This is a genomic window from Pseudomonas sp. MWU16-30322, from assembly GCF_020515535.1.
In the GTDB taxonomy this organism is placed as follows: domain Bacteria; phylum Pseudomonadota; class Gammaproteobacteria; order Pseudomonadales; family Pseudomonadaceae; genus Aquipseudomonas; species Aquipseudomonas fluorescens_H.
The window spans coordinates 115,275-138,611 of sequence record NZ_JAIWYL010000010.1; the positions used below are offsets into that span (position 1 = coordinate 115,275).

At 61.6% G+C, this 23,337-nt stretch carries 20 protein-coding genes; 15 read left to right on the top strand and 5 right to left on the bottom strand.

Translation table 11 applies throughout. The features are described from left to right. The first annotated feature begins 1 nt into the window (after position 1). From rsmH to lpxC, 15 genes are all read left to right on the top strand, one after another. The gene (gene rsmH / locus LCH64_RS21320; protein ID WP_226501233.1) at positions 2-943 is read left to right on the top strand and encodes a 16S rRNA (cytosine(1402)-N(4))-methyltransferase RsmH; all 942 of its coding nucleotides are present in this window, start codon (positions 2-4) and stop codon (positions 941-943) included. Beyond that, a complete protein-coding gene (ftsL, locus tag LCH64_RS21325; protein ID WP_003228022.1) occupies positions 940-1,233 on the top strand; it encodes a cell division protein FtsL in 294 nt (97 codons plus the stop codon). The genes rsmH and ftsL overlap by 4 nt, the downstream gene beginning before the upstream one ends. After that, positions 1,233-2,972, top strand: coding sequence for a penicillin-binding protein 2 (locus LCH64_RS21330; protein WP_226501234.1), 1,740 nt, complete (start codon positions 1,233-1,235; stop codon positions 2,970-2,972). The genes ftsL and LCH64_RS21330 overlap by 1 nt, the downstream gene beginning before the upstream one ends. After that, positions 2,972-4,435 carry a UDP-N-acetylmuramoyl-L-alanyl-D-glutamate--2,6-diaminopimelate ligase gene (locus LCH64_RS21335; RefSeq protein ID WP_226501179.1) on the top strand — a complete coding sequence of 488 codons (1,464 nt, stop codon included), beginning with the start codon at positions 2,972-2,974 and terminating at the stop codon, positions 4,433-4,435. The genes LCH64_RS21330 and LCH64_RS21335 overlap by 1 nt, the downstream gene beginning before the upstream one ends. After that, entirely contained in the window at positions 4,428-5,795 is a 1,368-nt protein-coding gene (gene murF / locus LCH64_RS21340) for a UDP-N-acetylmuramoyl-tripeptide--D-alanyl-D-alanine ligase (protein ID WP_226501180.1), read from the top strand. The genes LCH64_RS21335 and murF overlap by 8 nt, the downstream gene beginning before the upstream one ends. After that, positions 5,795-6,877 carry a phospho-N-acetylmuramoyl-pentapeptide-transferase gene (gene mraY / locus LCH64_RS21345; RefSeq protein ID WP_003228019.1) on the top strand — a complete coding sequence of 361 codons (1,083 nt, stop codon included), beginning with the start codon at positions 5,795-5,797 and terminating at the stop codon, positions 6,875-6,877. The genes murF and mraY overlap by 1 nt, the downstream gene beginning before the upstream one ends. Positions 6,878-6,882: 5 nt before the next feature. Beyond that, on the top strand, positions 6,883-8,229 hold the full coding sequence (gene murD, locus LCH64_RS21350) for a UDP-N-acetylmuramoyl-L-alanine--D-glutamate ligase (protein WP_045122625.1): 1,347 nt from the start codon (positions 6,883-6,885) through the stop codon (positions 8,227-8,229). Between the two features lie 2 nt (positions 8,230-8,231). Further along, positions 8,232-9,443 carry a putative lipid II flippase FtsW gene (gene ftsW / locus LCH64_RS21355; protein WP_171061850.1) on the top strand — a complete coding sequence of 404 codons (1,212 nt, stop codon included), beginning with the start codon at positions 8,232-8,234 and terminating at the stop codon, positions 9,441-9,443. Then, the gene (murG, locus tag LCH64_RS21360) at positions 9,433-10,503 is read left to right on the top strand and encodes an undecaprenyldiphospho-muramoylpentapeptide beta-N-acetylglucosaminyltransferase (protein WP_226501181.1); all 1,071 of its coding nucleotides are present in this window, start codon (positions 9,433-9,435) and stop codon (positions 10,501-10,503) included. The genes ftsW and murG overlap by 11 nt, the downstream gene beginning before the upstream one ends. Continuing rightward, positions 10,496-11,956 carry a UDP-N-acetylmuramate--L-alanine ligase gene (gene murC, locus LCH64_RS21365; RefSeq protein ID WP_201136629.1) on the top strand — a complete coding sequence of 487 codons (1,461 nt, stop codon included), beginning with the start codon at positions 10,496-10,498 and terminating at the stop codon, positions 11,954-11,956. The genes murG and murC overlap by 8 nt, the downstream gene beginning before the upstream one ends. Further along, a complete protein-coding gene (locus tag LCH64_RS21370; protein WP_086791637.1) occupies positions 11,953-12,927 on the top strand; it encodes a D-alanine--D-alanine ligase in 975 nt (324 codons plus the stop codon). Before murC ends, LCH64_RS21370 begins: the two co-directional genes overlap by 4 nt. Before the next feature lie 4 nt (positions 12,928-12,931). Next, a complete protein-coding gene (locus tag LCH64_RS21375) occupies positions 12,932-13,798 on the top strand; it encodes a cell division protein FtsQ/DivIB (protein ID WP_003228015.1) in 867 nt (288 codons plus the stop codon). 15 nt (positions 13,799-13,813) lie between these two features. Next, positions 13,814-15,073 carry a cell division protein FtsA gene (gene ftsA, locus LCH64_RS21380; RefSeq protein ID WP_003228014.1) on the top strand — a complete coding sequence of 420 codons (1,260 nt, stop codon included), beginning with the start codon at positions 13,814-13,816 and terminating at the stop codon, positions 15,071-15,073. A 68-nt stretch (positions 15,074-15,141) separates the two neighbouring features. Beyond that, the gene (gene ftsZ, locus LCH64_RS21385; RefSeq protein WP_003228013.1) at positions 15,142-16,338 is read left to right on the top strand and encodes a cell division protein FtsZ; all 1,197 of its coding nucleotides are present in this window, start codon (positions 15,142-15,144) and stop codon (positions 16,336-16,338) included. Between the two features lie 112 nt (positions 16,339-16,450). Then, positions 16,451-17,362, top strand: coding sequence for a UDP-3-O-acyl-N-acetylglucosamine deacetylase (lpxC, locus tag LCH64_RS21390; RefSeq protein ID WP_007961638.1), 912 nt, complete (start codon positions 16,451-16,453; stop codon positions 17,360-17,362). Between the two features lie 201 nt (positions 17,363-17,563). On the opposite strand, the gene LCH64_RS21395 is transcribed toward lpxC, so the two are convergent. The 5 genes from LCH64_RS21395 to LCH64_RS21415 all read right to left on the bottom strand — a co-directional run bounded on the left by LCH64_RS21395 (position 17,564) and on the right by LCH64_RS21415 (position 23,330). Continuing rightward, positions 17,564-19,069, bottom strand: a complete 1,506-nt coding sequence (locus LCH64_RS21395; RefSeq protein ID WP_226501182.1) for a sensor domain-containing diguanylate cyclase — start codon at positions 19,067-19,069, stop codon at positions 17,564-17,566. A 197-nt stretch (positions 19,070-19,266) separates the two neighbouring features. Beyond that, positions 19,267-20,583 (bottom strand): OprD family porin, encoded by a 1,317-nt coding sequence (locus LCH64_RS21400; RefSeq protein WP_226501183.1) that lies wholly within the window; start codon positions 20,581-20,583, stop codon positions 19,267-19,269. A 196-nt stretch (positions 20,584-20,779) separates the two neighbouring features. Continuing rightward, positions 20,780-21,001, bottom strand: coding sequence for a hypothetical protein (locus LCH64_RS21405; RefSeq protein ID WP_003228010.1), 222 nt, complete (start codon positions 20,999-21,001; stop codon positions 20,780-20,782). Positions 21,002-21,298: 297 nt separating this feature from the next. Further along, positions 21,299-22,663, bottom strand: a complete 1,365-nt coding sequence (locus tag LCH64_RS21410) for a heavy metal sensor histidine kinase (RefSeq protein ID WP_226501184.1) — start codon at positions 22,661-22,663, stop codon at positions 21,299-21,301. Next, positions 22,653-23,330: a heavy metal response regulator transcription factor gene (locus LCH64_RS21415; protein ID WP_003228008.1), complete on the bottom strand. Its 678-nt coding sequence runs from the start codon at positions 23,328-23,330 to the stop codon at positions 22,653-22,655. Before LCH64_RS21415 ends, LCH64_RS21410 begins: the two co-directional genes overlap by 11 nt. Between the last annotated feature and the right edge of the window lie 7 nt (positions 23,331-23,337).

The following is a 23,337-nucleotide window of genomic DNA, read 5'->3' on the forward strand; positions in this document are numbered from 1 at the left end:
TATTGATAGCGGCTTTAACCACATCACCGTACTGCTTGACGAAGCCGTCGAGGCTCTCGCCGTACGTCCTGATGGCTGCTATCTGGACGGTACGTTCGGTCGCGGCGGGCACAGTCGGCTGATCCTCAGCCAGCTTGGGACGGACGGTCGGCTCATCGGATTCGACAAGGATCCTCAAGCGATTGCCACCGGGCAAACGCTAGCGGCCGAAGACGGCCGCTTTGTCGTTGTGCAGCGCAGCTTTGCCGAGCTGGGTTCGGTGGTTGCCGAGCAAGGTCTGAGCGGCAAGGTCAGCGGTATCCTGCTCGATCTCGGCGTGTCTTCGCCGCAGCTGGATGACGCCGAGCGCGGCTTCAGTTTCCTCAATGACGGCCCACTGGACATGCGCATGGACCCGTCCCGTGGCATCAGTGCCGCCGAATTCGTCAACACCGCGCCGGTGGAAGAAATCGCCCGGGTGTTCAAGGAATACGGCGAAGAGCGTTTCTCCGGCCGCATGGCCCGTGCCGTGGCCGAGCGCCGCGACATCAAGCCGTTCGAGCGCACCGCTGATCTGGCCGAGGTCCTCAAAGTCGCCAACCCGGCGTGGGAGAAGGGCAAGAACCCGGCGACCCGTGCATTCCAGGGCCTGCGTATTCACGTCAACAACGAACTGGGCGATCTGGAGGCCGGCCTCGAAGCCGCTCTGGAGGCTCTGGAAATCGGTGGCCGTCTGGTGGTCATCAGCTTCCACTCGCTGGAAGACCGCATCGTCAAACTGTTCATGCGCAAACTGGTGAAAGGCGAAGCCGACAACCTGCCGCGCAACCTGCCCGTGCGCCACGTGACGTTCGAACCGAAAATCAAAATCCATGGCAAAGCGCAGACGGCCTCCGACGCCGAACTCAAAGCCAACCCACGTTCCCGTAGCGCTGTCATGCGTGTCGCGGAGAAGTTGCGGTGAGCAAGCTTTTCGCCAAGCCCCTGCCTGGCGGCAGCTTTATCATGTTGCTGCTGTTTATCGGCGTGCTCGTGTCGGCCATCGGCGTGTCTTACAGCGCGCACTGGAACCGCCAGTTGCTCAACACCCTTTACAACGAACTCAGCGTGCGCGACAAGGCGCAGGCCGAGTGGGGGCGCCTGATTCTCGAACAGAGCACCTGGACCGCGCACAGCCGCATCGAAGTGCTGGCCACCGAACAACTGAAAATGCACATCCCTGGCGCGGCTGACGTGAAGATGGTGGCGCCATGATGAAACTCGAAGGGGCACTCTTCCCGTGGCGCTTCCGTCTGGTCGTCGGTCTGCTCGGTGTCATGGTGGCCGCGATCTGCTGGCGCATCATCGACCTGCAAGTGATCGACCGAGACTTCCTCAAGGGGCAGGGCGACGCGCGCAGTGTTCGTCATATCCCGATTCCTGCACACCGTGGTCTGATTACTGACCGTAACGGCGAGCCCCTGGCCGTCAGTACGCCGGTGACCACGCTGTGGGCCAACGCCAAGGAAATGCAACTGGCCAAAGAAAAGTGGCCAGCACTCGCCGCTGCGCTGGGGCAGGATCCGAAAGCCTTGGCCGAGCGTCTTGAAGCCCAGGCCAATAAAGAATTCATTTACCTGGTGCGCGGGCTGACCCCCGAGCAGGGCCAGGCCGTGCTGGACCTGAAAGTGCCGGGCGTCTATGGCATCGAAGAATTCCGCCGCTTCTATCCGGCCGGTGAAGTCACCGCACACATGGTCGGTTTTACCGACATTGACGATCACGGGCGCGAAGGCGTCGAGCTGGCCTACGACGAGTGGCTGGCCGGGGTGCCGGGCAAACGGCAGGTCATCAAGGATCGGCGTGGTCGGCTGATCAAGGATGTCCAGGTCACCAAGAACGCCAAGGCCGGCAAGCCCTTGGCGTTGTCGATTGACCTGCGTCTGCAATACCTGGCCAACCGCGAACTGCGCAACGCGATCATCGAGAACGGCGCCAAGGCCGGCAGTCTGGTGATCATGGACGTGAAGACCGGCGAGATTCTCGCCATGGTCAACCAGCCGACCTACAACCCGAACAACCGTCGCAACCTGCAGCCGGCGATGATGCGTAACCGCGCGATGATCGACGTGTTCGAACCGGGTTCGACCATGAAAGCGATCTCGATGAGCGCGGCGATCGAATCCGGCCGCTGGAAACCGACCGACACCGTCGAGGTGTACCCGGGTTCGCTGCAGATCGGCAAGTACACCATCAAGGACGTTTCGAAGACCGAAGGTCCGGTACTCGACATGACCGGCATCCTGATCAATTCCAGTAACGTCGGCATGAGTAAGGTCGCGTTCGATATCGGCGGTGAGACCATTTACCGTCTCGCGCAGAAAGTCGGCCTTGGCCAGGACACCGGTCTCGGCTTCCCGGGCGAGCGTGTCGGCAACCTGCCGAACTACCGTGACTGGCGCAAGGCTGAAACCGCGACGCTGTCGTATGGCTACGGTATTTCCGTGACCGCGATCCAGCTGGTTCACGCGTTCTCGGCGCTGGCCAACAACGGTCGTCTCGCACCACTGACCCTGATCAAAACCGACAAGCCGCCGCAGACCACCCAGGTGCTGCCGGAAGCGGTCGCAAAAACCATGCAGGGCATGTTGCAGCAAGTGATCGAAGCACCGCGCGGCGTGTTCCGTGCGCAGGTGCCGGCGTATCACGTGGCCGGCAAGTCGGGTACTGCGCGTAAGACTTCGGTAGGCACCAAGGGCTACGCCGAAAACTCCTATCGCTCGCTGTTCGCCGGTTTCGGGCCGATGAGCGATCCGCGCTACGCCATCGTGGTAGTGATCGATGAACCGTCCAAGGCCGGTTACTTCGGTGGTCTGGTCTCGGCGCCGGTGTTCAGCCGTGTGATGTCCGGCACTTTGCGTCTGATGAACGTGACCCCGGACAACCTGCCGACCACCCAACAGGCCAACGCTACGCCGGCCGTTCCGCTGAAATCCAATGGAGGGCGCGGCTGATGTCTCTTAGTCTGAACAAGATATTCCCCCACGCCGGCCACGATCTGCTGATCCGTGAATTGGCGCTGGACAGTCGCAACGTACGCGCCGGTGACCTGTTCCTCGCCGTCCCGGGCGGTAAATTCGATGGCCGTGCGCACATCGCCGATGCCTTGCAGCGCGGCGCGGCGGCGGTTGCCTATGAAGTGGAAGGCGCCACCGTGCTGCCGATCACCGAAGTGCCGCTGATCCCGGTCAAAGGTCTGGCTTCGCAGCTGTCCGATATCGCCGGGCGCTTTTATGGTGAGCCAAGCCATCACCTGAACCTGGTCGGGGTCACTGGCACCAACGGCAAAACCAGCGTGACCCAACTGGTTGCGCAGGCTCTGGATCTGCTCGGCCAGCACTGCGGCATCGTCGGTACGCTGGGCTCCGGCTTCTATGGGTCGCTGGAAAGCGGTATGCACACCACGCCGAATCCGATTGCCGTGCAAGCGACCCTGGGCGACCTGAAAAAGGCCGGGGCCAAAGCCGTGGCCATGGAAGTCTCGTCACACGGTCTGGACCAGGGCCGCGTTACCGCATTGGCGTTCGACGTTGCGGTGATGACCAACTTGTCCCGCGATCACCTGGATTATCACGGCACCATGGAGGCGTACGCCGAGGCCAAGGCCAAGCTGTTCGCCTGGAATGACCTGAAGTGCCGCGTGGTCAACCTCGACGACGATTTCGGCCGGCAACTGGCCGCCGATAAACGCGATTCGCGCCTGATCACTTACAGCCTGCTCGACAACAGCGCCTACCTGTTCTGCCGTGAAGCGCAGTTCGATGACCACGGCGTGCGCGCCACGCTGGTCACGCCGCAGGGCGAGCATCACCTGCGCAGCACGCTGCTCGGTCGTTTCAACCTGAGCAACGTACTGGCGGCGGTCGGCGCCTTGCTCGGTCTGGATTACGCCCTCGACGAAATTCTCAAGGTGCTGCCGAAACTCGAAGGCCCGGCCGGACGCATGCAGCGTCTGGGTGGCGGCACTCAACCGCTGGTGGTGGTCGATTACGCCCACACCCCGGATGCGCTGGAAAAAGTTCTGACCGCGTTGCGCCCACACGTCAAAGGCCAGTTGCTGTGCCTGTTCGGCTGCGGTGGTGATCGTGACCGTGGCAAGCGTCCGCTGATGGCCGAAGTGGTCGAACGTCTGGCCGACCGCGTGCTGGTCACCGATGACAACCCGCGCACGGAAGATCCGGCGCAGATTTTCGACGACATCCGTGCCGGCTTCACCGCTGTGGATAAAGTCACTTTTGTTGCCGGTCGTGGTCAGGCGATCGCCCAACTGATCGCCGCTGCCTCGGCGGATGACGTGATCGTCCTGGCGGGCAAAGGCCATGAGGACTATCAGGAAATCAACGGCGAGCGTCACGCTTTCTCCGATCTGGTCGAAGCCGATCATGCCCTCACCGCATGGGAGGTGGCTCATGCTTAAGGCCCTGAAATTGAGCGAACTGACCAACGTGCTCGACGCACGTCTGATCAGCACCGACGCCAGTTTCGACGGCGTCAGCATCGATAGCCGGGCGATCACCGCTGGCCAACTGTTTATTGCCCTGACTGGCCCGCGCTTCGATGGTCACGACTATCTGAACGACGTCGCCGGCAAAGGCGCGGTCGCGGCGCTGGTCGAGCGTGAAGTGCCCGACAGCACCCTGCCGCAACTGCTGGTCAAGGACACCCGCCAGGCCCTCGGCCAGTTGGGGGCGTTGAACCGTGCCGCGTTCACTCAGCCAGTGGCGGCCATCACCGGCTCCAGCGGCAAGACCACGGTCAAGGAAATGCTCGCGAGCATCCTGCGTACTCGCGGTCCGGTGCTGGCGACTCGCGGCAATCTGAACAACGATCTCGGCGCACCGCTGACCCTGCTCGAACTGGCGCCGGAACACACCGCCGCCGTGATCGAACTGGGCGCTTCGCGTCTGGGCGAAATCGCCTACACCGTCGGGCTGACCAAGCCGCACGTGGCGATCCTCAACAATGCCGGTACCGCCCACGTTGGCGAGTTCGGCGGGCCGGAAAAAATCGTCGAAGCCAAAGGCGAGATCATCGACGGTCTGGCGGCGGATGGCATCGCCGTGCTCAACCTCGATGACAAGGCGTTTGGTATCTGGAAGCTCCGCGCCGGCGGACGCAAGGTGCTGACCTTCTCCCTGAGCAATCCTCAGGCAGATTTCTACGCCAGCGACCTGAGCACCGATGCCCGGGGTTGCCCGGCCTTCAACCTGCATACACCTGAAGGTGTGGAGCACGTTCAACTGAACCTGCTCGGCACCCATAACGTCGCCAACGCCATGGCCGCCGCTGCTGCCGCGCACGCTCTGGGCGTGTCGCTGTTCGGCATCGCCACCGGGCTTGGCGCGGTACAACCGGTCAAGGGTCGCACCGTCGCGCAACTGGCGAAGAACGGCATGCGCGTGATCGATGACACTTACAACGCAAACCCCACCTCCATGTGCGCTGCCGTTGATATACTCGCCGGCTTTTCCGGCCGCACCGTCCTGGTGCTCGGAGATATCGGCGAGTTGGGCGATTGGGCGGAGCAGGGGCACCGCGACGTGGGCGAATATGCCCGGGGCAAGGTTTCCGCGCTTTACGCGGTCGGACCGAACATGGTCCACGCCGTGAACGCATTCGGCAAAGAGGCGCATCACTTCGGCACGCAAGCCGAACTGATCCAGGCCCTCGGCGCCGAGCAGGACACAAACACCACCATTTTGATCAAGGGTTCGCGCAGTGCAGCGATGGAAAACATCGTTGCGGCTCTGTGCGGGTCCAGTCTGGAGAAACATTAATGCTGCTGCTGCTAGCGGAGTATCTGCAACAGTTCTACAAAGGCTTCGCGGTCTTCCAGTACCTGACCCTGCGCGGGATCCTCGGTGTGCTGACCGCGCTGGTTTTGTCGCTGTGCTATGGCCCGTGGATGATCCGCACCCTGCAGAACCGTCAGATCGGCCAGTCCGTGCGCAATGACGGCCCGCAATCGCACCTGTCCAAGTCGGGTACGCCGACCATGGGCGGCGCACTGATTCTGTCCTCCATCGGTGTCAGCACCCTGCTGTGGGCTGACCTGAGCAACCGTTACGTGTGGGTCGTGCTGCTGGTGACCCTGCTGTTCGGCGCCATCGGCTGGGTCGATGACTACCGCAAGGTGATCGAGAAGAACTCCCGTGGCTTGCCAAGCCGCTGGAAGTATTTCTGGCAGTCGGTGTTCGGTCTGGGCGCGGCGATCTTCCTTTATATGACTGCTGCGACGCCGGTGGAAACCACGCTGATCCTGCCGATGCTCAAGGACTACAGCATTCCGCTGGGCGCCGGTTTCATCGTGCTGACCTACTTCGTGATTGTCGGTTCGAGCAACGCGGTCAACCTGACTGACGGCCTCGACGGTCTGGCGATCATGCCAACCGTTATGGTCGGCGGCGGTCTGGGGATCTTCTGCTACCTGTCGGGTAACGTGAAATTCGCTGAATACCTGCTGATTCCTTACGTGCCGGGCGCGGGCGAGCTGATCGTGTTCTGCGGCGCGCTGATCGGTGCCGGCCTCGGATTCCTCTGGTTCAACACCTACCCGGCGCAAGTGTTCATGGGCGATGTCGGTGCGCTGGCGCTCGGCGCGGCACTGGGCACCATCGCAGTGATCGTCCGTCAGGAAATCGTCCTGTTCATCATGGGCGGCGTGTTCGTGATGGAAACCCTGTCGGTGGTGATCCAGGTTGCTTCTTTCAAGATGACCGGTCGCCGAGTGTTCCGCATGGCACCGATTCATCACCACTTTGAACTCAAGGGCTGGCCCGAGCCACGCGTGATCGTCCGTTTCTGGATCATCACCGTGATTCTCGTGCTGATCGGCCTTGCCACCCTGAAGCTGAGGTAGAACGAGTGTCCCTGATCGCTTCTGACCACTTCCGCATCGTTGTCGGCCTCGGCAAGAGCGGCATGTCCCTGGTTCGCTTCCTGGCGAACCGGGGTGTGTCGTTTGCCGTCGCCGATACGCGGGACAATCCACCGGAACTGGCCACGCTCAAGCGTGACTATCCGCACGTGGAAGTGCGTTGTGGCGAGCTGGACGTCGAATTCCTGTGCCGTGCCGACGAGCTCTACGTGAGCCCCGGCCTGGCGCTGGCGACCCCGGCCCTGCAAGCCGCTGCCGCCCGCGGTGTGAAAATGGCCGGCGACATCGAGCTGTTCGCGCGTAACGCGCGGGCGCCGATCGTGGCCATCACCGGTTCCAACGCGAAAAGCACCGTCACCACCCTGGTCGGCGAGATGGCGGCTGCGGCCGGCAAACGCGTGGCGGTGGGCGGCAACCTCGGTACGCCAGCGCTGGAATTGCTCAGCGACGACGTCGAGCTGTACGTGATGGAGTTGTCGAGCTTCCAGCTGGAAACCACCGACCAGCTCAACGCTGAAGTGGCCACCGTGCTCAACATCAGCGAAGACCACATGGACCGCTACAGCGGCCTGCCGGCGTATCACCTGGCCAAGCACCGGATCTTCCGTGGCGCGAAGCAGTTTGTGGTCAACCGTCAGGACGCACTCAGCCGTCCGCTGATCGGCGAGGGCCAGCCGTGCTGGACCTTCGGCCTGAACAAACCGGATTTCAAGGCCTTTGGCCTGCGCGAAGAAGACGGCGAGAAATACCTGGCCTTCGAATTCCAGAACCTGATGCCTGTTCGCGAACTGAAAGTGCGCGGCGCGCATAACCAGGCGAACGCCCTCGCGGCGCTGGCGCTGGGGCATGCGGTCGGCCTGCCGTTCGACGCCATGCTCGATGCCCTGCGCAATTTCGCCGGTCTCGAACACCGCTGCCAGTGGGTGCGTGATCTCGACGGTGTGGGTTACTACAACGATTCCAAGGCGACCAACGTCGGCGCCGCACTGGCCGCCATCGAAGGCCTGGGCGCGGACATCGACGGCAAGGTCGTGCTGATCGCCGGTGGCGACGGCAAGGGTGCCGAGTTCAAGGATCTGCGCGATCCAGTGGCGGCCAACTGCCGCGCCGTGATCCTGATGGGCCGCGACTCCGACAAGATCGGCGCAGCCATCGGCGACGCGGTGCCGCTGATTCGCGCCGGTTCGCTGGTTGAAGCCGTCGAGCAATGCCGCGCGGTCGCCCAGCCGGGTGACGTGGTGCTGCTGTCGCCCGCCTGCGCCAGTTTCGACATGTTCAAGAATTACGAAGACCGTGGTCACCAGTTCGTCCGCGCCGTGGAGGATCTGGCATGAGCCTGCGCAATATCATCAAGCCGTACCCGTCGCCGATCATCACCGGTCGTGGCATCGACCTCGACTTCCCGATGCTCGCCGGTTGCCTGGCGTTGCTGGGCCTGGGCCTGATCATGATCGCCTCGGCCTCCACCGAAGTGGCGGCGGCGCAGTCGGGCAGCGCGCTGTACTACATGATTCGCCACCTGATCTATGTGGCGCTGGGCCTGGGTGCCTGCATCATTACCATGATGATTCCGATCGCCACCTGGCAGCGTCTGGGCTGGATGATGCTGATCGGCGCCTTCGGTCTGCTGGTGATGGTGATCGTCCCCGGGATCGGCCGGGAAGTGAACGGGTCGATGCGCTGGATCGGTTTCAGCTTCTTTAACGTTCAGCCGTCCGAGATCGCCAAGGTATTTGTGGTGATCTACCTCGCCGGTTATCTGGTACGTCGTCAGAAAGAAGTGCGCGAGAGCTGGATGGGCTTCTTCAAGCCGTTCATCGTGCTGCTGCCGATGGCGGGGCTGTTGCTGATGGAGCCGGACTTCGGCGCCACCGTAGTAATGATGGGCGCTGCGGCAGCGATGCTGTTCCTCGGCGGGGTCGGGCTGTTCCGCTTCTCGCTGATGGTGGTACTCGCAGTCGGGGCCGTGGTCTTGCTGATTCAGATGCAGCCCTACCGGATGGCGCGTCTGACCAACTTCGCCGACCCGTGGGCCGACCAGTTCGGCGCCGGTTATCAGTTGTCGCAGGCGTTGATTGCCTTCGGTCGCGGTGAGTGGCTGGGCGTTGGCCTGGGCAACAGCGTGCAGAAACAGTTCTACCTGCCTGAAGCGCATACCGACTTCGTGTTCTCGGTGCTGGCTGAAGAGCTGGGTGCGGTGGGTTCGCTGTGCACCGTGGCGCTGTTCGTGTTCGTGTGTATTCGCGGCATGTACATCGGTCTGTGGGCCGAAAAAGCCAAGCAGTTCTTCGCCGCTTATGTGGCCTACGGTCTGTCGTTCCTGTGGATCGGTCAGTTCCTGATCAACATCGGGGTGAACGTCGGTCTGCTGCCGACCAAGGGCCTGACCCTGCCGTTCCTCAGTTATGGCGGCAGTTCCCTGGTGATCTGCTGTGCCTGCCTCGGCTTGTTGCTGAGGATCGAGTGGGAGAGTCGGACCCACCTGGGCAGTGAAGAGATGGAGTTCCATGAGAGCGACTTCGCCGAGGAGCCGAACCATGGGCGCTAACGTATTGATCATGGCCGGCGGCACCGGCGGCCACGTGTTCCCGGCGCTGTCCTGTGCCCGTGAATTCCAGGCGCGCGGCTACACCGTGCACTGGCTCGGCACGCCGCGCGGAATCGAAAACGAACTGGTGCCGGCTGCAGGTCTTGAACTGCATCGCATCAACGCCACCGGATTGCGTGGCAAGGGCAAGCTGTCGCTGCTCAAGGCACCGTTCATGCTGCTCAAGTCGGTGTGGCAGGCGCGGGCGGTGATTCGCCAGCTGCGTCCAGTCTGCGTGGTCGGCTTCGGTGGTTATGTGACCGGCCCGGGCGGGATTGCCGCGAAACTGGCCGGTGTGCCGGTGATCGTTCACGAGCAGAACGCCGTGGCCGGCACCGCCAATCGGTTGCTGGTGCCGTTCGCCGCCCGGGTGTGTGAAGCGTTCCCCGACACCTTTACTCTGTCGGACACCCGCCGTACCACCGGAAACCCGGTGCGCAGCGAGCTGTTCCTCGAAACATCGCGACCGGCTCTGGCCGGGCGTAAAGCGCGTTTGCTGATTCTCGGCGGAAGCCTTGGCGCAGAACCGTTGAACAAGTTGCTGCCTGAAGCCCTGGCGCAAGTCCCTGCCGATTTGCGTCCGGAAGTGTTTCATCAGGCCGGCAAAAACCACGATGAAGTGACTGCAGAGCGCTACCGCGCCGCCGGCGTTGATGCGCAGGTGCAGCCCTTTATCAAAGACATGGCCCAGGCCTATGGCTGGGCTGACCTGGTGGTGTGCCGCGCTGGCGCGCTGACCATCAGTGAGCTGGCTGCCGTTGGTCTGCCCTCGATGCTGGTGCCTTTGCCCCACGCGATCGACGATCACCAGACCCGCAACGCCGATTATTTGGCCCGTGAAGGCGCAGCCTTCGTGATGCCGCAAAGAACGACTGGTGCCGCGGACCTTGCCGCGCGCCTGACAGAGGTCTTGATGCAACCGCAACGACTCGAAGAAATGGCCCAAGCGGCCCGCCGTCTGGGCAAACCCGATGCCACCCGTAGCGTGGTCGATACCTGTCTGGAGGTGGCCCATGGTTGAGAATCAGAAAGCCATGCCACAACCGGAAATGCGCCGCATCCGTCGTATCCACTTCGTCGGTATCGGCGGCGTGGGCATGTGCGGCATTGCCGAAGTGTTGTTGAACTTGGGCTATGAAGTGTCCGGTTCCGACCTGAAAGCTTCGCCAGTGACCGAGCGTCTGGAATCGTTCGGTGCGCACATCTATATCGGCCACCGTGCCGAGAACGCCGCCACCGCTGACGTGCTGGTGGTCTCAAGTGCTGTCAACACCTCCAACCCGGAAGTGGCGACCGCTCTTGAGCGCCGCATTCCGGTGGTGCCGCGTGCCGAAATGCTCGCCGAGCTGATGCGCTATCGCCACGGCATCGCCGTCGCCGGTACCCACGGCAAAACCACCACCACCAGCCTGATCGCTTCGGTGTTCGCCGCCGGTGGCCTGGACCCGACTTTCGTTATCGGTGGCCGTCTGAATGCCGCGGGCACCAATGCCCAGCTCGGCACCAGCCGCTACCTGATCGCCGAAGCCGATGAGAGCGACGCCAGTTTCCTGCACCTGCAACCGCTGGTGGCCGTGGTCACCAACATCGACGCCGACCACATGGCGACCTACGACGGTGATTTCAACAAACTGAAGAAAACCTTCGTCGAGTTCCTGCACAACCTGCCGTTCTACGGTTTGGCGGTAATGTGCCTGGACGATCCGGTGGTGCGTGAAATCCTGCCGCTGGTCAAACGTCCGACCGTGACCTACGGCTTCAGCGAAGACGCCGACGTGCGCGCGATCAATGTGCGCCAGCAAGGCATGCAGACTTTCTTCACCGTGCTGCGCCCGGATCGCGAGCCGCTGGACGTGTCCGTGAACATGCCGGGCAACCACAACGTGCTCAACTCGTTGGCGACCATCTGCATCGCCAGCGACGAAGGCGTCAGCGACGAAGCCATCGTCCAGGGCCTGTCCGGTTTCCAGGGGGTCGGCCGACGCTTCCAGGTCTACGGCGAACTGCCGGTGGACGGCGGCAATGTGATGCTGGTCGACGACTACGGTCACCACCCGACCGAAGTCGCTGCGGTGATCAAAGCCGTGCGCGGTGGCTGGCCGGACCGCCGTCTGGTGATGGTCTACCAGCCGCATCGCTACAGCCGCACCCGTGACCTGTACGACGATTTCGTCAATGTACTGGCCGACGCCAACGTGCTGCTGCTGATGGAAGTCTATCCGGCCGGCGAAGAGCCGATTCCGGGCGCGGACAGCCGCAAGCTGTGCAACAGCATCCGTCAGCGCGGTCAGCTCGACCCGATCTACATCGAACGCGGTGTCGACCTCGCGCCGCTGGTCAAGCCGCTGCTGCGTGCCGGCGACATTCTGCTGTGCCAGGGCGCCGGTGATATCGGCGGTCTCGCACCAAAACTGTTGAAAAGTGAGTTGTTCGCCGGCGCCGTGGCTGCGTCGGTCGAGGGGAAGTTGAAATGACTGCTGCCTACGCCAACCTGTTCTCCACCATCGCGCCGAAAGACTTCGGCCGTGTCGCCGTGCTGTTCGGTGGCATGAGTGCCGAGCGTGAGGTTTCGCTGAAATCCGGTAACGCCGTGCTCGACGCGCTGCAAAGCGCTGGCGTGGACGCGTTCGGGATCGACGTCGGCGAGGATTTTCTGCAGCGTCTGCTGAACGAAAAGATCGACCGCGCGTTCATCATCCTTCACGGTCGTGGCGGTGAAGATGGCTCGATGCAGGGCCTGCTCGAGTGTGCCGGCATTCCGTACACCGGCAGCGGCATCCTTGCCTCGGCACTGGCGATGGACAAGCTGCGCACCAAGCAGGTCTGGCACAGTCTCGGGATTCCGACGCCGCGTCACGCCGTGCTGTGCAGCGAAGCCGATTGTATTTCCGCGGCGACGGAACTGGGCTTCCCTTTGATCGTCAAACCGGCGCATGAAGGTTCAAGTATCGGGATGGCCAAAGTGAGTTCTGCGTCCGAGTTGATCGACGCATGGAAAGCGGCCAGTACCTACGATTCGCAAGTCTTGGTCGAGCAATGGATTCAAGGTCCGGAGTTCACCATCGCCACCCTGCGTGACCAGGTGTTGCCTCCTATCGCCCTGGGCACACCGCACACGTTCTACGACTACGACGCCAAATACATCGCCAACGATACCCAGTACCGCATTCCGTGCGGGCTGGATGCCGCCAAGGAACAGGAACTCATGGATCTCACGGCCAAGGCCTGTGAGGCGCTGGGTATTGCCGGTTGGGGCAGGGCGGACGTGATGCAGGACGCCGACGGGCAGTTCTGGTTCCTGGAAGTGAACACCGCACCGGGCATGACCGATCACAGCCTGGTGCCGATGGCGGCCCGTGCTGCCGGTCTGGACTTCCAGCAACTGGTTCTGGCCATTCTGGCCGCCAGTGTTGAAGGCTCCGGTCATACAGAGGCGCGAGGTTAAGACCATGCAAGGCGCTCAGCTCAGACATCAGCCACCCGCACCCGGCCGCAAGCCGGTGCCGCGGGGTGCCAGCCGAATGGTGGCCAAAGAGCCGATGTCCGCGCGCCTGCCGAAAGCCAATTTCGGCTTTCTGAAAAGCCTGTTCTGGCCGGTACTGCTGGTGGTGCTCGGGTTCGGTACCTACGAAGGTGCGCAGCGCTTGCTGCCGTACGCCGACCGGCCGATCACCAAGATCGCCGTGCAGGGTGACCTGAGCTACATCAGCCAGCAGGCGGTGCAGCAGCGAATCGCCCCGTACGTGGCGTCGAGCTTTTTCACCATCGACTTGGCCGGGATGCGCACCGAGCTTGAACAGATGCCATGGATCGCCCACGCCGAAGTACGCCGGGTGTGGCCGGATCAAGTGGTGATCCGCCTTGAAGAGCAACTGCCGGTGGCCCGTTGGGGCGACGAGTCGCTGCTCAACAACCAGGGCCAGGCATTTACGCCAAAGGAACTGGCGAACTACGAACACCTGCCACAGCTGTTCGGTCCACAACGGGCCCAGCAGCAAGTGATGCAGCAGTATCAGGTGCTGAGCCAGATGCTCCGGCCGCTGGGCTTCTCGATCGCGCGCCTGGAATTGCGTGAACGTGGCAGCTGGTTCCTGACCACCGGTGCCGGCAGTTCCGGCCCCGGCATCGAGTTGCTGCTGGGACGCGGCAACCTGGTGGAAAAGATGCGCCGCTTCATTGCCATCTATGACAAGACGCTTAAAGACCAGATTACGAACATTGCGCGCATCGATCTGCGCTACGCCAACGGCCTCGCTGTTGGCTGGCGGGAACCTGCAGCGCCGACGACAGACAAACCCGCTGTCGCAAAGAATTAAGAAGAGGCAGGACCCATGGCAAACGTGCAAAGCGGCAAAATGATCGTCGGTCTGGATATCGGCACCTCCAAGGTGGTGGCGCTGGTAGGCGAGGTCGCGGACGACGGCACGCTGGAAATCGTCGGTATCGGTACTCACCCGTCCCGCGGCCTGAAGAAGGGCGTGGTGGTGAACATCGAGTCGACCGTGCAATCGATCCAGCGCGCGATCGAAGAGGCCCAACTGATGGCGGGCTGCCGCATTCACTCGGCGTTCGTCGGCGTGGCCGGCAATCACATCCGCAGCCTGAACTCCCACGGCATCGTGGCGATTCGTGACCGCGAAGTGAGCTCGGCTGACCTGGAGCGCGTGCTCGATGCCGCCCAGGCCGTGGCGATCCCGGCTGACCAGCGCGTGCTGCACACCCTGCCGCAGGATTACGTGATCGATAACCAGGAAGGCGTCCGCGAGCCTCTGGGCATGTCCGGCGTCCGTCTGGAAGCCAAGGTTCACGTGGTCACCTGCGCCGTCAATGCTGCACAGAACATTGAAAAATGCGTGCGTCGCTGCGGTCTGGAAATCGACGACATCATTCTCGAGCAACTGGCCTCGGCCTACTCGGTGCTGACCGACGACGAAAAAGAGCTGGGCGTGTGCCTGGTCGACATCGGCGGCGGCACCACCGACATCGCGATCTTCACCGAAGGCGCGATCCGCCACACCGCGGTGATCCCGATTGCCGGTGATCAGGTGACCAACGACATCGCCATGGCGTTGCGCACCCCGACCCAGTACGCCGAAGAGATCAAGATTCGCTACGCCTGCGCCCTGGCCAAACTGGCCGGTGCCGGCGAAACCATCAAGGTGCCGAGCGTTGGCGACCGTCCACCGCGCGAACTGTCGCGTCAGGCCCTGGCCGAAGTGGTCGAGCCGCGTTACGACGAACTGTTCACCCTGATCCAGGCCGAGCTGCGTCGCAGCGGCTACGAAGACCTGATCCCGGCGGGCATCGTGCTGACCGGCGGTACTTCGAAGATGGAAGGCGCCACCGAGCTGGCCGAAGAAATCTTCCACATGCCGGTTCGTCTGGGCGTGCCGCACGGCGTGAAAGGCCTGGATGACGTGGTGCGCAACCCGATTTATTCCACTGGCGTTGGCTTGTTGATGTACGGCCTGCAGAAGCAGTCCGACGGGATCTCGTTCTCGGGCATCGGCAGCCGCGACAGCTACAGCAACGATGAGCCGCAGGCGCCGTTGCTGGACCGATTGAAGAAGTGGGTTCAAGGCAACTTCTAAAGCTTTACCGCAACACCGCAACAAAAATGCAGTAGGCGAAAAAACTAGAGAATGTAAGGAGAGGGAAAATGTTCGAACTCGTAGACAACATCCCCGCAAGCCCGGTAATCAAAGTTATCGGTGTCGGCGGTGGCGGCGGCAACGCTGTCAACCACATGGTCAAGAGCAACATCGAAGGCGTTGAATTCATCTGCGCCAACACCGATGCTCAAGCGCTGAAAAACATCGGCGCGCGCACCATCCTGCAACTGGGCACCGGTGTGACCAAAGGCCTGGGCGCCGGCGCCAACCCGGAAGTCGGCCGTCAGGCTGCGCTGGAAGATCGCGAGCGCATCGCTGAAGTGCTGGCCGGCACCAACATGGTGTTCATCACCACCGGCATGGGCGGTGGTACCGGTACCGGTGCTGCGCCGATCATCGCCGAAGTGGCCAAGGAAATGGGCATCCTGACCGTTGCGGTCGTGACCCGTCCGTTCCCGTTCGAAGGCCGCAAGCGTATGCAGATCGCCGACGAAGGCATCCGCATGCTCTCCGAAAGCGTCGACTCGTTGATCACCATTCCTAACGAGAAGCTGCTGACCATCCTCGGTAAAGACGCCAGCCTGCTGTCGGCTTTCGCCAAGGCTGACGACGTACTGGCCGGTGCCGTTCGCGGTATCTCCGACATCATCAAGCGTCCGGGCATGATCAACGTCGACTTCGCCGACGTGCGTACCGTGATGAGCGAAATGGGCATGGCGATGATGGGCACTGGCTGCGCCAGCGGTCCGAACCGTGCACGTGAAGCGACCGAAGCGGCCATCCGCAACCCGCTGCTGGAAGACGTGAACCTGCAAGGTGCACGCGGCATCCTGGTGAACATCACCGCCGGTCCTGACCTGTCCCTGGGTGAGTACTCCGACGTGGGTAGCATCATCGAAGCCTTCGCTTCCGAGCACGCGATGGTCAAGGTCGGTACCGTTATCGATCCGGACATGCGCGACGAACTGCACGTCACCGTGGTTGCCACCGGTCTGGGCGCGAAAATCGAGAAGCCTGTGAAGGTCATCGACAACACCGTTCACACCTCCATGGCTTCCGCTCAGGTTCAACAACCGGCTCCTGCGCGTCAGGAAGCTCCGGCGGTGAACTACCGTGACCTGGACCGTCCGACCGTCATGCGCAACCAGGCTCAGGCCGGTGCTGCGACTGCCGCGAAGATGAACCCGCAGGACGATCTGGATTACCTGGACATCCCGGCATTCCTGCGTCGTCAGGCCGATTGATGGAATGTATCAGGGCTATGACGGTGATTGGTGTTCAGCAAAGGCTCGGTCTGCTATTATCGCCAGCCTTTGTTGATACCAGTTCGCAATTTGCGCTGAAGCGGCCCAAGCCATGATTAAACAACGCACACTGAAAAATATTATCCGTGCCACAGGTGTAGGCCTGCACTCCGGGGAGAAGGTCTACCTGACCCTCAAGCCTGCGCCTGTCGACACTGGCATTGTGTTTTGTCGCGCTGACCTCGACCCTGTGGTGCAGATTCCTGCCCGCGCGGAAAACGTTGGTGAAACCACTATGTCGACGACGCTGATCAACGGCGACGTCAAAGTGGACACGGTAGAGCACTTGCTCTCGGCCATGGCTGGCCTGGGCATCGATAACGCCTACGTCGAGCTCTCCGCGTCCGAAGTCCCGATCATGGATGGCAGCGCTGGACCGTTCGTATTCCTGATTCAATCGGCTGGCCTGGAAGAGCAGGACGCCGCCAAGAAATTCATCCGCATCCTGCGTGAAGTGACAGTGGAAGACGGCGACAAGCGCGCCACTTTCGTCCCTTTCGAAGGGTTCAAGGTGAGCTTCGAGATCGATTTCGATCACCCGGTTTTCCGGGACCGCACCCAAAGTGCAAGCGTGGATTTTTCCAGCACTTCGTTCGTAAAAGAAGTCAGCCGCGCCCGTACTTTCGGTTTCATGAGTGACATCGAGTACCTGCGCAAGCACAACCTCGCACTCGGCGGCAGCGTTGAAAACGCGATCGTGGTTGATTCCGATGGTGTACTGAACGAAGACGGCCTTCGCTACGAAGACGAATTCGTGAAGCACAAGATCCTCGATGCGATTGGCGACCTGTACCTGCTGGGTAACAGCCTGATTGGTGAGTTCAAAGGCTTCAAGTCCGGTCATGCACTGAACAACCAGCTGCTGCGCAAGTTGATTGAGCAGACAGATGCGTGGGAAGTCGTGACGTTCGAAGACGCCAGCACTGCACCGATCTCTTACATGCGCCCGGTTGCGGCGGTGTAAGTAAAAAACCTCTCTAGTTTTTTGAAGGCCATCCTTGGATGGCCTTTTTTTATGCCTGCGGTTTATCTATTGCTTGTGCGGGCCTCATCGCTGGCAAGCCAGCTCCCACAGGAATCAGGGTATATAGAGGATCTGCGAATAACCGCGCAACCTGTGGGAGCTGGCTTGCCAGCGATAGGGCCGGTAAGGCCGAAGCGAAATTCAGGCCACCACCACCCGATTCCGCCCACCTTCCTTGGCCTGATACAACGCCTTGTCCGCCGCAAACAGCAGTTGCTCCAGCGACATCTCGACCGCAGTTGTCCAGGTGCTGATGCCGATACTGACGGTCATCGCCACGCCTGCACCCTCGACCCTCGGCATCTGTTCGACCGCCTGGCGGATATGTTCGGCAATCTGTCGCGCGCCGCTGCTGTCGGTTTCGGCGAGGATCACCGAGAACTCTTCGCCGCCGTAACGGGCGACCAGATCCCCTGGTCGTCGCACGTTCGCCGTGATCACCTTGGCCAATTCACGCAGCGCCTGATCACCGGCCTGATGCCCGTGGCGGTCGTTGAACGCCTTGAAGTGGTCGGCATCGATCATCATCACTGACAACGGCTTGCCCGAACGCTGGGCGCGGAACCATTCGTGGCGTAGCGCCTGATCGAGCATCCGCCGGTTGGCCACGCCGGTCAGCGCATCGGTGGCGGCCAGTTGCGCCAGTTCGCGTTCGGCGCGCTGGCGCAAGCGCAGCTCACGGGCCAGCAGCCAGGTCAGCCACAGCAGCCCGACACACAGCACGCCGGTGGCGCCACTGATCAACAGCGCCGTGCGGCGCCAGGTGCCGAACACTTCATCGCTGGAGAGTGCAACCATCACCGTCAACGGCAGATTGCCGACCCGCGAATAGGTGTAGAGCCGTTGCTGATGGTCCATGCTCGAGGTGCTGGTGAAACTGCCACTGCCATCCTTGTCGCCGAGAATCCGCTGCACGTTGGGCCGGTTGCCGAAGCTCTTGCCGATGGAGTCGCTTTGCAGATACGGCTTCTGCGCCAGCAGCACGCCGTCGCTGTTGATGATGTTCAGCGTGCTGCCTTTGCCGATGTCGAGACTGTTGAACAACTGATCGAAGTAGTCGAGTTTCATCGACGCCACCGCCACGCCAGCGAACTCACCGGTGTCCGAGGAGATCCGCCGACTGAAGCTGATACGCCACTGGTTGGCTTCGTCGCAATCACAACGGGTCTTGAACGGGCGGCTGATGAACATGCCCATGTCACGGTTGAAGGCATGGGCGAGGAAGTAATCGCGGTCGGCGAAGTTGCCCGGCTTGGGTTCGACCCGCGATGAGTCGGCGACCACATCGCCATGCTTGTCGAGCAGCAGGATGTCGCCTTTGAAGCGCGCGGTGGTCGAGCGGTCGAACAGCGCCAGATGGCGGATCTGCGGGGTGACGTCGCGCAAGTCATCGCGCTGGGCGGCGGCGATCAGGCCTTGCAGGGTCAGGTCATACAACTCGACCGTGCGCAGGACATCGGCGTCGATCAACTGGGCGATGGTGGTGGCGCTGCGGGTGGCCGACTCCTGAGCGTTGGCGTGCTCACGAATCAGCAGAAAAGTGACGATGCACAGAATCGCGATCACGGTCAGCGAACTGCCGCAGATCAGCAGCAATTCGGGGCGTCCGGTCTTGCCCGCCACAGGTGGGGTACGGCTCGCGATCATGATGGGGGCTGTCGGTTGAGAGGATCTTATTAGCGTAGTTGCATCAAGTCAGTGACGGTATTCCATTGTGGGAGCGGGCTTGCTCGCGAATGCGCCGTGTCATTCAACATTGTTGTCGACTGATGCAGCGCATTCGCGAGCAAGCCCGCTCCCACAGGGTATATCTCTCAATTCAAGACCGTGGCGCAGGGGTGATCTTAGAAGACGTTGATCGGGTAGTCGACAATCACACGGTATTCATCGGTGTCGGTATCAATCGCGCCATAACCGTTGCCGCCCCGGTTGGTCGCCCATTGCAGGCGTACCGCGAGATTTTTCGCCTGGCCGCTCTGCACCACGTATTTCAGATCGAGGTCGCGCTCCCAATGCTTGGCGTTGCGACCGTCGGCGCTGTACCACGAAGCATAGCCTTTGCTGTCCGGATCGACCTTGGTCAAGTCCACGGTGCCGCGCGAATAGGAGACCGCCGAAGTCAGGCCAGGCATCCCCAGCCCGGCGAAGTCATAGGCGTACTTGAGCTTCCACGAACGTTCGTTCGGGCCGTTGAAGTCCGAGTATTGCTGCGAGTTGTCGAGGTAAACGCTGTCGCCCTGGCTGATGTAGTCGAACGGCGTGTTGCCGTTCACGCGCTGATACGCGGCAGTAATGCTGTGGCTGCCGATGCCGACGGTGAAATGCAGGCTGTAGGTGTTGTTGTCGATGTTGCCCAGCAGCGCGTCGCCGGTGTCCTGCGTGTGATAGAAGTGCAGGCCCGGGTTGAGGCTGACCAGATCGTTCAACTGCCAGGTGTAATCCAGGTCGTAGTAGTACTGGTTCCAGATGTCCTTCAACTCGGCAGCGTACAGATTGCTGGTCAGCCCTTCGACGCCGCTCCAGGACACGCCGGCCCAGTTCAGGTGCTGGCTTGCGTCACCTTCGGCGAGTTTGCCGTAGGAGGTACCGATGCGCTGGTGGCCACTCTGGTTGTACGGCTTGGTGAAACTGGCCTGGCCACCTTCGAACATCCAGCCGTCGAAGCTGTGGTTGGTCAGGCTGACGCCACGAAAGGTCTGCGGCAGCATGCGGCTTTCACCGCCGGCAATCACCGGGTTGGTGAGGAACAGGTCGCCGGCCTTCAACTCGGTATCGAACGCACGCATTTTCAACGTGCCGCCCGCGGTCGAGAACGAGCCCGGCGCTTTGCCGTTGCCATCGCTGACCGGCAGGATGCTCGAGCCATCGGTGCCGCCACCGCCGTCGAGCTTCAACCCGAGCATGGCGTGGGCGTCGATGCCGAAGCCGACCGTGCCTTCGGTGTAACCCGACTGGAAGATCCCGAGAAAACCCTGGCCCCACTCGATGTTGTCGTCCGTCTGCTGCAGACGGTTGCGATTCATGTAGTAGTTGCGAGCGTTGAGGTTGAGGCTCGAGCCTTCGACGAAACCTTCCTTGGCGGCTTCGTCGGCATGGGCGGCGGGGGCAATCGTTGCGGCAATTGCAATGAACAGCGGGGTGACGCGGACTGGGTAACGCACTTGCGATGGAGCTCCTTGGGTCAACTGACACTTCAATGTCTTGAGGTGCGGGATGTTTCTTGTTTTTACAGACGAACCAAACGGCTTTCAGACCACAACGAAAAAAGGCCGCTGAAAGGCAGCGGCCTGGAAGGACGACGGTTGAACGGGAAGAGCCAAACAACCGCGTCGAGGGAAATTTTTCGCGGTGCGCGACTCAGCTGTCTTTCTCGGCTGCTTGAGCCTGGGAAGTGGCGGCCTGAGGGGCTTGCGAGGCGTCCTGCGACTTGACCATCACTTCTGCCTGAGACTGCTCGAAGGCGTGAGCGCGCGCGGCATTCTGTGCGATGAACGCTTGCGATTCTTCAGCCATCGCCATGGGCGACAGGATCAATGAGGACAAAACGAAAGCGCTGGCAATACCCATACTGTTGGACATCTGGAAAACCTTCTTGCTTGGCAAGTGCTGTTTGGTGCGGGCAAAGATAAGGTTGCCGGACGTTGGGAAACAGCCTGATTTTCATAAATGACTGTTGCAGTACAAGCAAAGATAACCCGTGGGATTTCACCGCGCGCTACTTGCCTGACCACAAACCTGTGGCGAGGGAGCTTGCTCCCGCTCGGCTGCGCAGCAGTCGTAAACAATGTGGATGCGATTGATCTGAAGGCTGATTTTGGGGCCGCTTCGCAGCCCAGCGGGAGCAAGCTCCCTCGCCACAGTGATTTTGCTTTTCAGTTAAACCGGGAGGTGGATGCCGAACGTATTCATCCCCCGGTCGCTGCGCACAAACACATCGCCACCGTGCATCAGCGCAATCGCCTTGACGATCGCCAGCCCCAATCCATGGTTGTTGCCGCTGTTGCTGCGCGAGGCATCGACCCGATAGAAGCGTTCGAACAAGCGCGGCAAATGCTCGCTGGCAATCGGCGATCCGGGGTTGGCCACGCCGATGCTGACCTGATGTTCCTCGACTTCGATCCGCACTTCGATCACCTGGCCCGGCTCGGTATGCTGCACGGCGTTGCTCAGCAGATTGATCAATGCCCGACGCAGATGCGCGATCTCGATCCGCACCTGTGCGTCGCCACTCACATGCACCTGCACTTGCGCGTCTTCGAGGATGAAATCCAGGTAATCCAGCGTGGTTGCAACTTCATCCGCCAGCGAGGTCTCGGTCAGTTTGGTCGCCTTGCTGCCCTGGTCGGCGCTGGCAAGGAACAGCATGTCGTTGATGATCGAACGCAGGCGTTCCAGCTCTTCCAGATTGGATTGCAGCACTTCGAAGTAATGCTCGGCGGAGCGCCCGCGGGTCAGCGCGACCTGAGTCTGGCCGATCAGGTTGGTCAGCGGCGAACGCAGCTCATGCGCCACGTCGGCGTTGAACGATTCCAGCCGCGAATAGGCCTGTTCGACCCGCTCAAGGGTTGAGTTGAACGAGTCGACAAACTGTTCCAGTTCCGGCGGCAACGGCGACATGCGCAGGCGTCCAGCGCGCAATGGCGGCGCCAGACGCTGCGCCTCGTGGGACAGTTTGATCAGCGGTTGCAGGCCAATCCGTGCCACCCAGTACCCGAGCGCCGAGGCCAGCGCCACGCCGATAATCGCCAGACCGATCAAGGCAATCAGCAACTGATGTTGCGTCTGGTGAAACGTATCGGTGTCGATGCCGATCATGAAGCGCAGCGGCGGGCGTTGGTCCTTGGCCGGAAACTGGCTGACCAGCACTTTCAGCGGATAGGGCTGGTCGGGCAATTGCAGGTCGCGCATGCCCAACGGGCCGTTGGCGAACTCGCGAATCTGCGGGGTCAGGTTGCCAAACTCATACTGCGGGTCACCGCTGCTGATCCAGAAACTGATGCGCTTGTCTTCCTCGCCCAGCAGCTTGAGTTTGTTGTTGATCTTCACCCAATGATCGGGCGTGCCGTAACGACCGACGGTGGATTCGAGCACACTGTAACGCGCATCCAGCTCGGCTTCCGGCAGCAGGCCCAGGCCCTTGTCGACCTGCTGATACAGCGCGCCGCCGATCAACAGAAACACCAGCAAAGCCACCAGCGTAAACATCCCACTGAGGCGCAGGGCAATCGAGTTACTGGACACCACGGCTCTCCAGCACGTAACCCATGCCACGAATGGTGTGCAGCAGTTTCTCGTCGAACGGCCCGTCGAGCTTGGCCCGCAGACGCTTGATCGCGACTTCGACGACATTCGCGTCGCTGTCGAAATTGATGTCCCAGACCATCTCGGCAATCGCGGTTTTCGAGAGGATTTCACCTTGTCGGCGCGCCAGAACGCTGAGCAGCGAGAACTCTTTCGCCGTCAGATCCAGTCGGGTGCCGGCGCGGGTGGCCTTGCGGCTGATCAGATCGATCCACAGGTCGGCGATGCTCACTTGCACCGGTTCATGGCCACCGCTGCGCCGGGTCAGCGCCTGCAAACGCGCTACCAGCTCCAGAAAGGAAAACGGCTTGCCGAGGTAATCGTCGGCGCCGTCACGCAGGCCCCTGATCCGGTCTTCAACCCGCTCGCGGGCGGTGAGCATGATCACCGGGGTCTGCTTGCGCGCACGTAAGGCGCGCAGCACGCCGAAGCCGTCCAGACCCGGCAACATCACGTCGAGGACGATCACCGCGTAGTCGCTTTCCAGCGCCAGGTGCAGGCCCTCGACGCCGTCGCGGGCCAGATCCACGGTGTAACCCTGTTCCGTCAGACCGCGGTGCAGATAATCCGCGGTTTTTTCCTCGTCTTCGATAATCAGAACGCGCATGACCGCC

Coding starts and splice junctions, on each gene's coding strand:
- LCH64_RS21370 (WP_086791637.1), top strand. CDS start 11,953: ATGACTGCTGCCTACGCCAACCTGTTCTCCACCATCGCGCCGAAAGAC.
- ftsZ (WP_003228013.1), top strand. CDS start 15,142: ATGTTCGAACTCGTAGACAACATCCCCGCAAGCCCGGTAATCAAAGTT.
- LCH64_RS21395 (WP_226501182.1), bottom strand. CDS start 19,069: ATGATCGCGAGCCGTACCCCACCTGTGGCGGGCAAGACCGGACGCCCC.
- murF (WP_226501180.1), top strand. CDS start 4,428: ATGCTTAAGGCCCTGAAATTGAGCGAACTGACCAACGTGCTCGACGCA.
- LCH64_RS21335 (WP_226501179.1), top strand. CDS start 2,972: ATGTCTCTTAGTCTGAACAAGATATTCCCCCACGCCGGCCACGATCTG.
- murC (WP_201136629.1), top strand. CDS start 10,496: ATGGTTGAGAATCAGAAAGCCATGCCACAACCGGAAATGCGCCGCATC.
- lpxC (WP_007961638.1), top strand. CDS start 16,451: ATGATTAAACAACGCACACTGAAAAATATTATCCGTGCCACAGGTGTA.
- murG (WP_226501181.1), top strand. CDS start 9,433: ATGGGCGCTAACGTATTGATCATGGCCGGCGGCACCGGCGGCCACGTG.
- LCH64_RS21375 (WP_003228015.1), top strand. CDS start 12,932: ATGCAAGGCGCTCAGCTCAGACATCAGCCACCCGCACCCGGCCGCAAG.
- LCH64_RS21405 (WP_003228010.1), bottom strand. CDS start 21,001: ATGTCCAACAGTATGGGTATTGCCAGCGCTTTCGTTTTGTCCTCATTG.
- mraY (WP_003228019.1), top strand. CDS start 5,795: ATGCTGCTGCTGCTAGCGGAGTATCTGCAACAGTTCTACAAAGGCTTC.
- LCH64_RS21415 (WP_003228008.1), bottom strand. CDS start 23,330: ATGCGCGTTCTGATTATCGAAGACGAGGAAAAAACCGCGGATTATCTG.
- LCH64_RS21330 (WP_226501234.1), top strand. CDS start 1,233: ATGAAACTCGAAGGGGCACTCTTCCCGTGGCGCTTCCGTCTGGTCGTC.
- ftsA (WP_003228014.1), top strand. CDS start 13,814: ATGGCAAACGTGCAAAGCGGCAAAATGATCGTCGGTCTGGATATCGGC.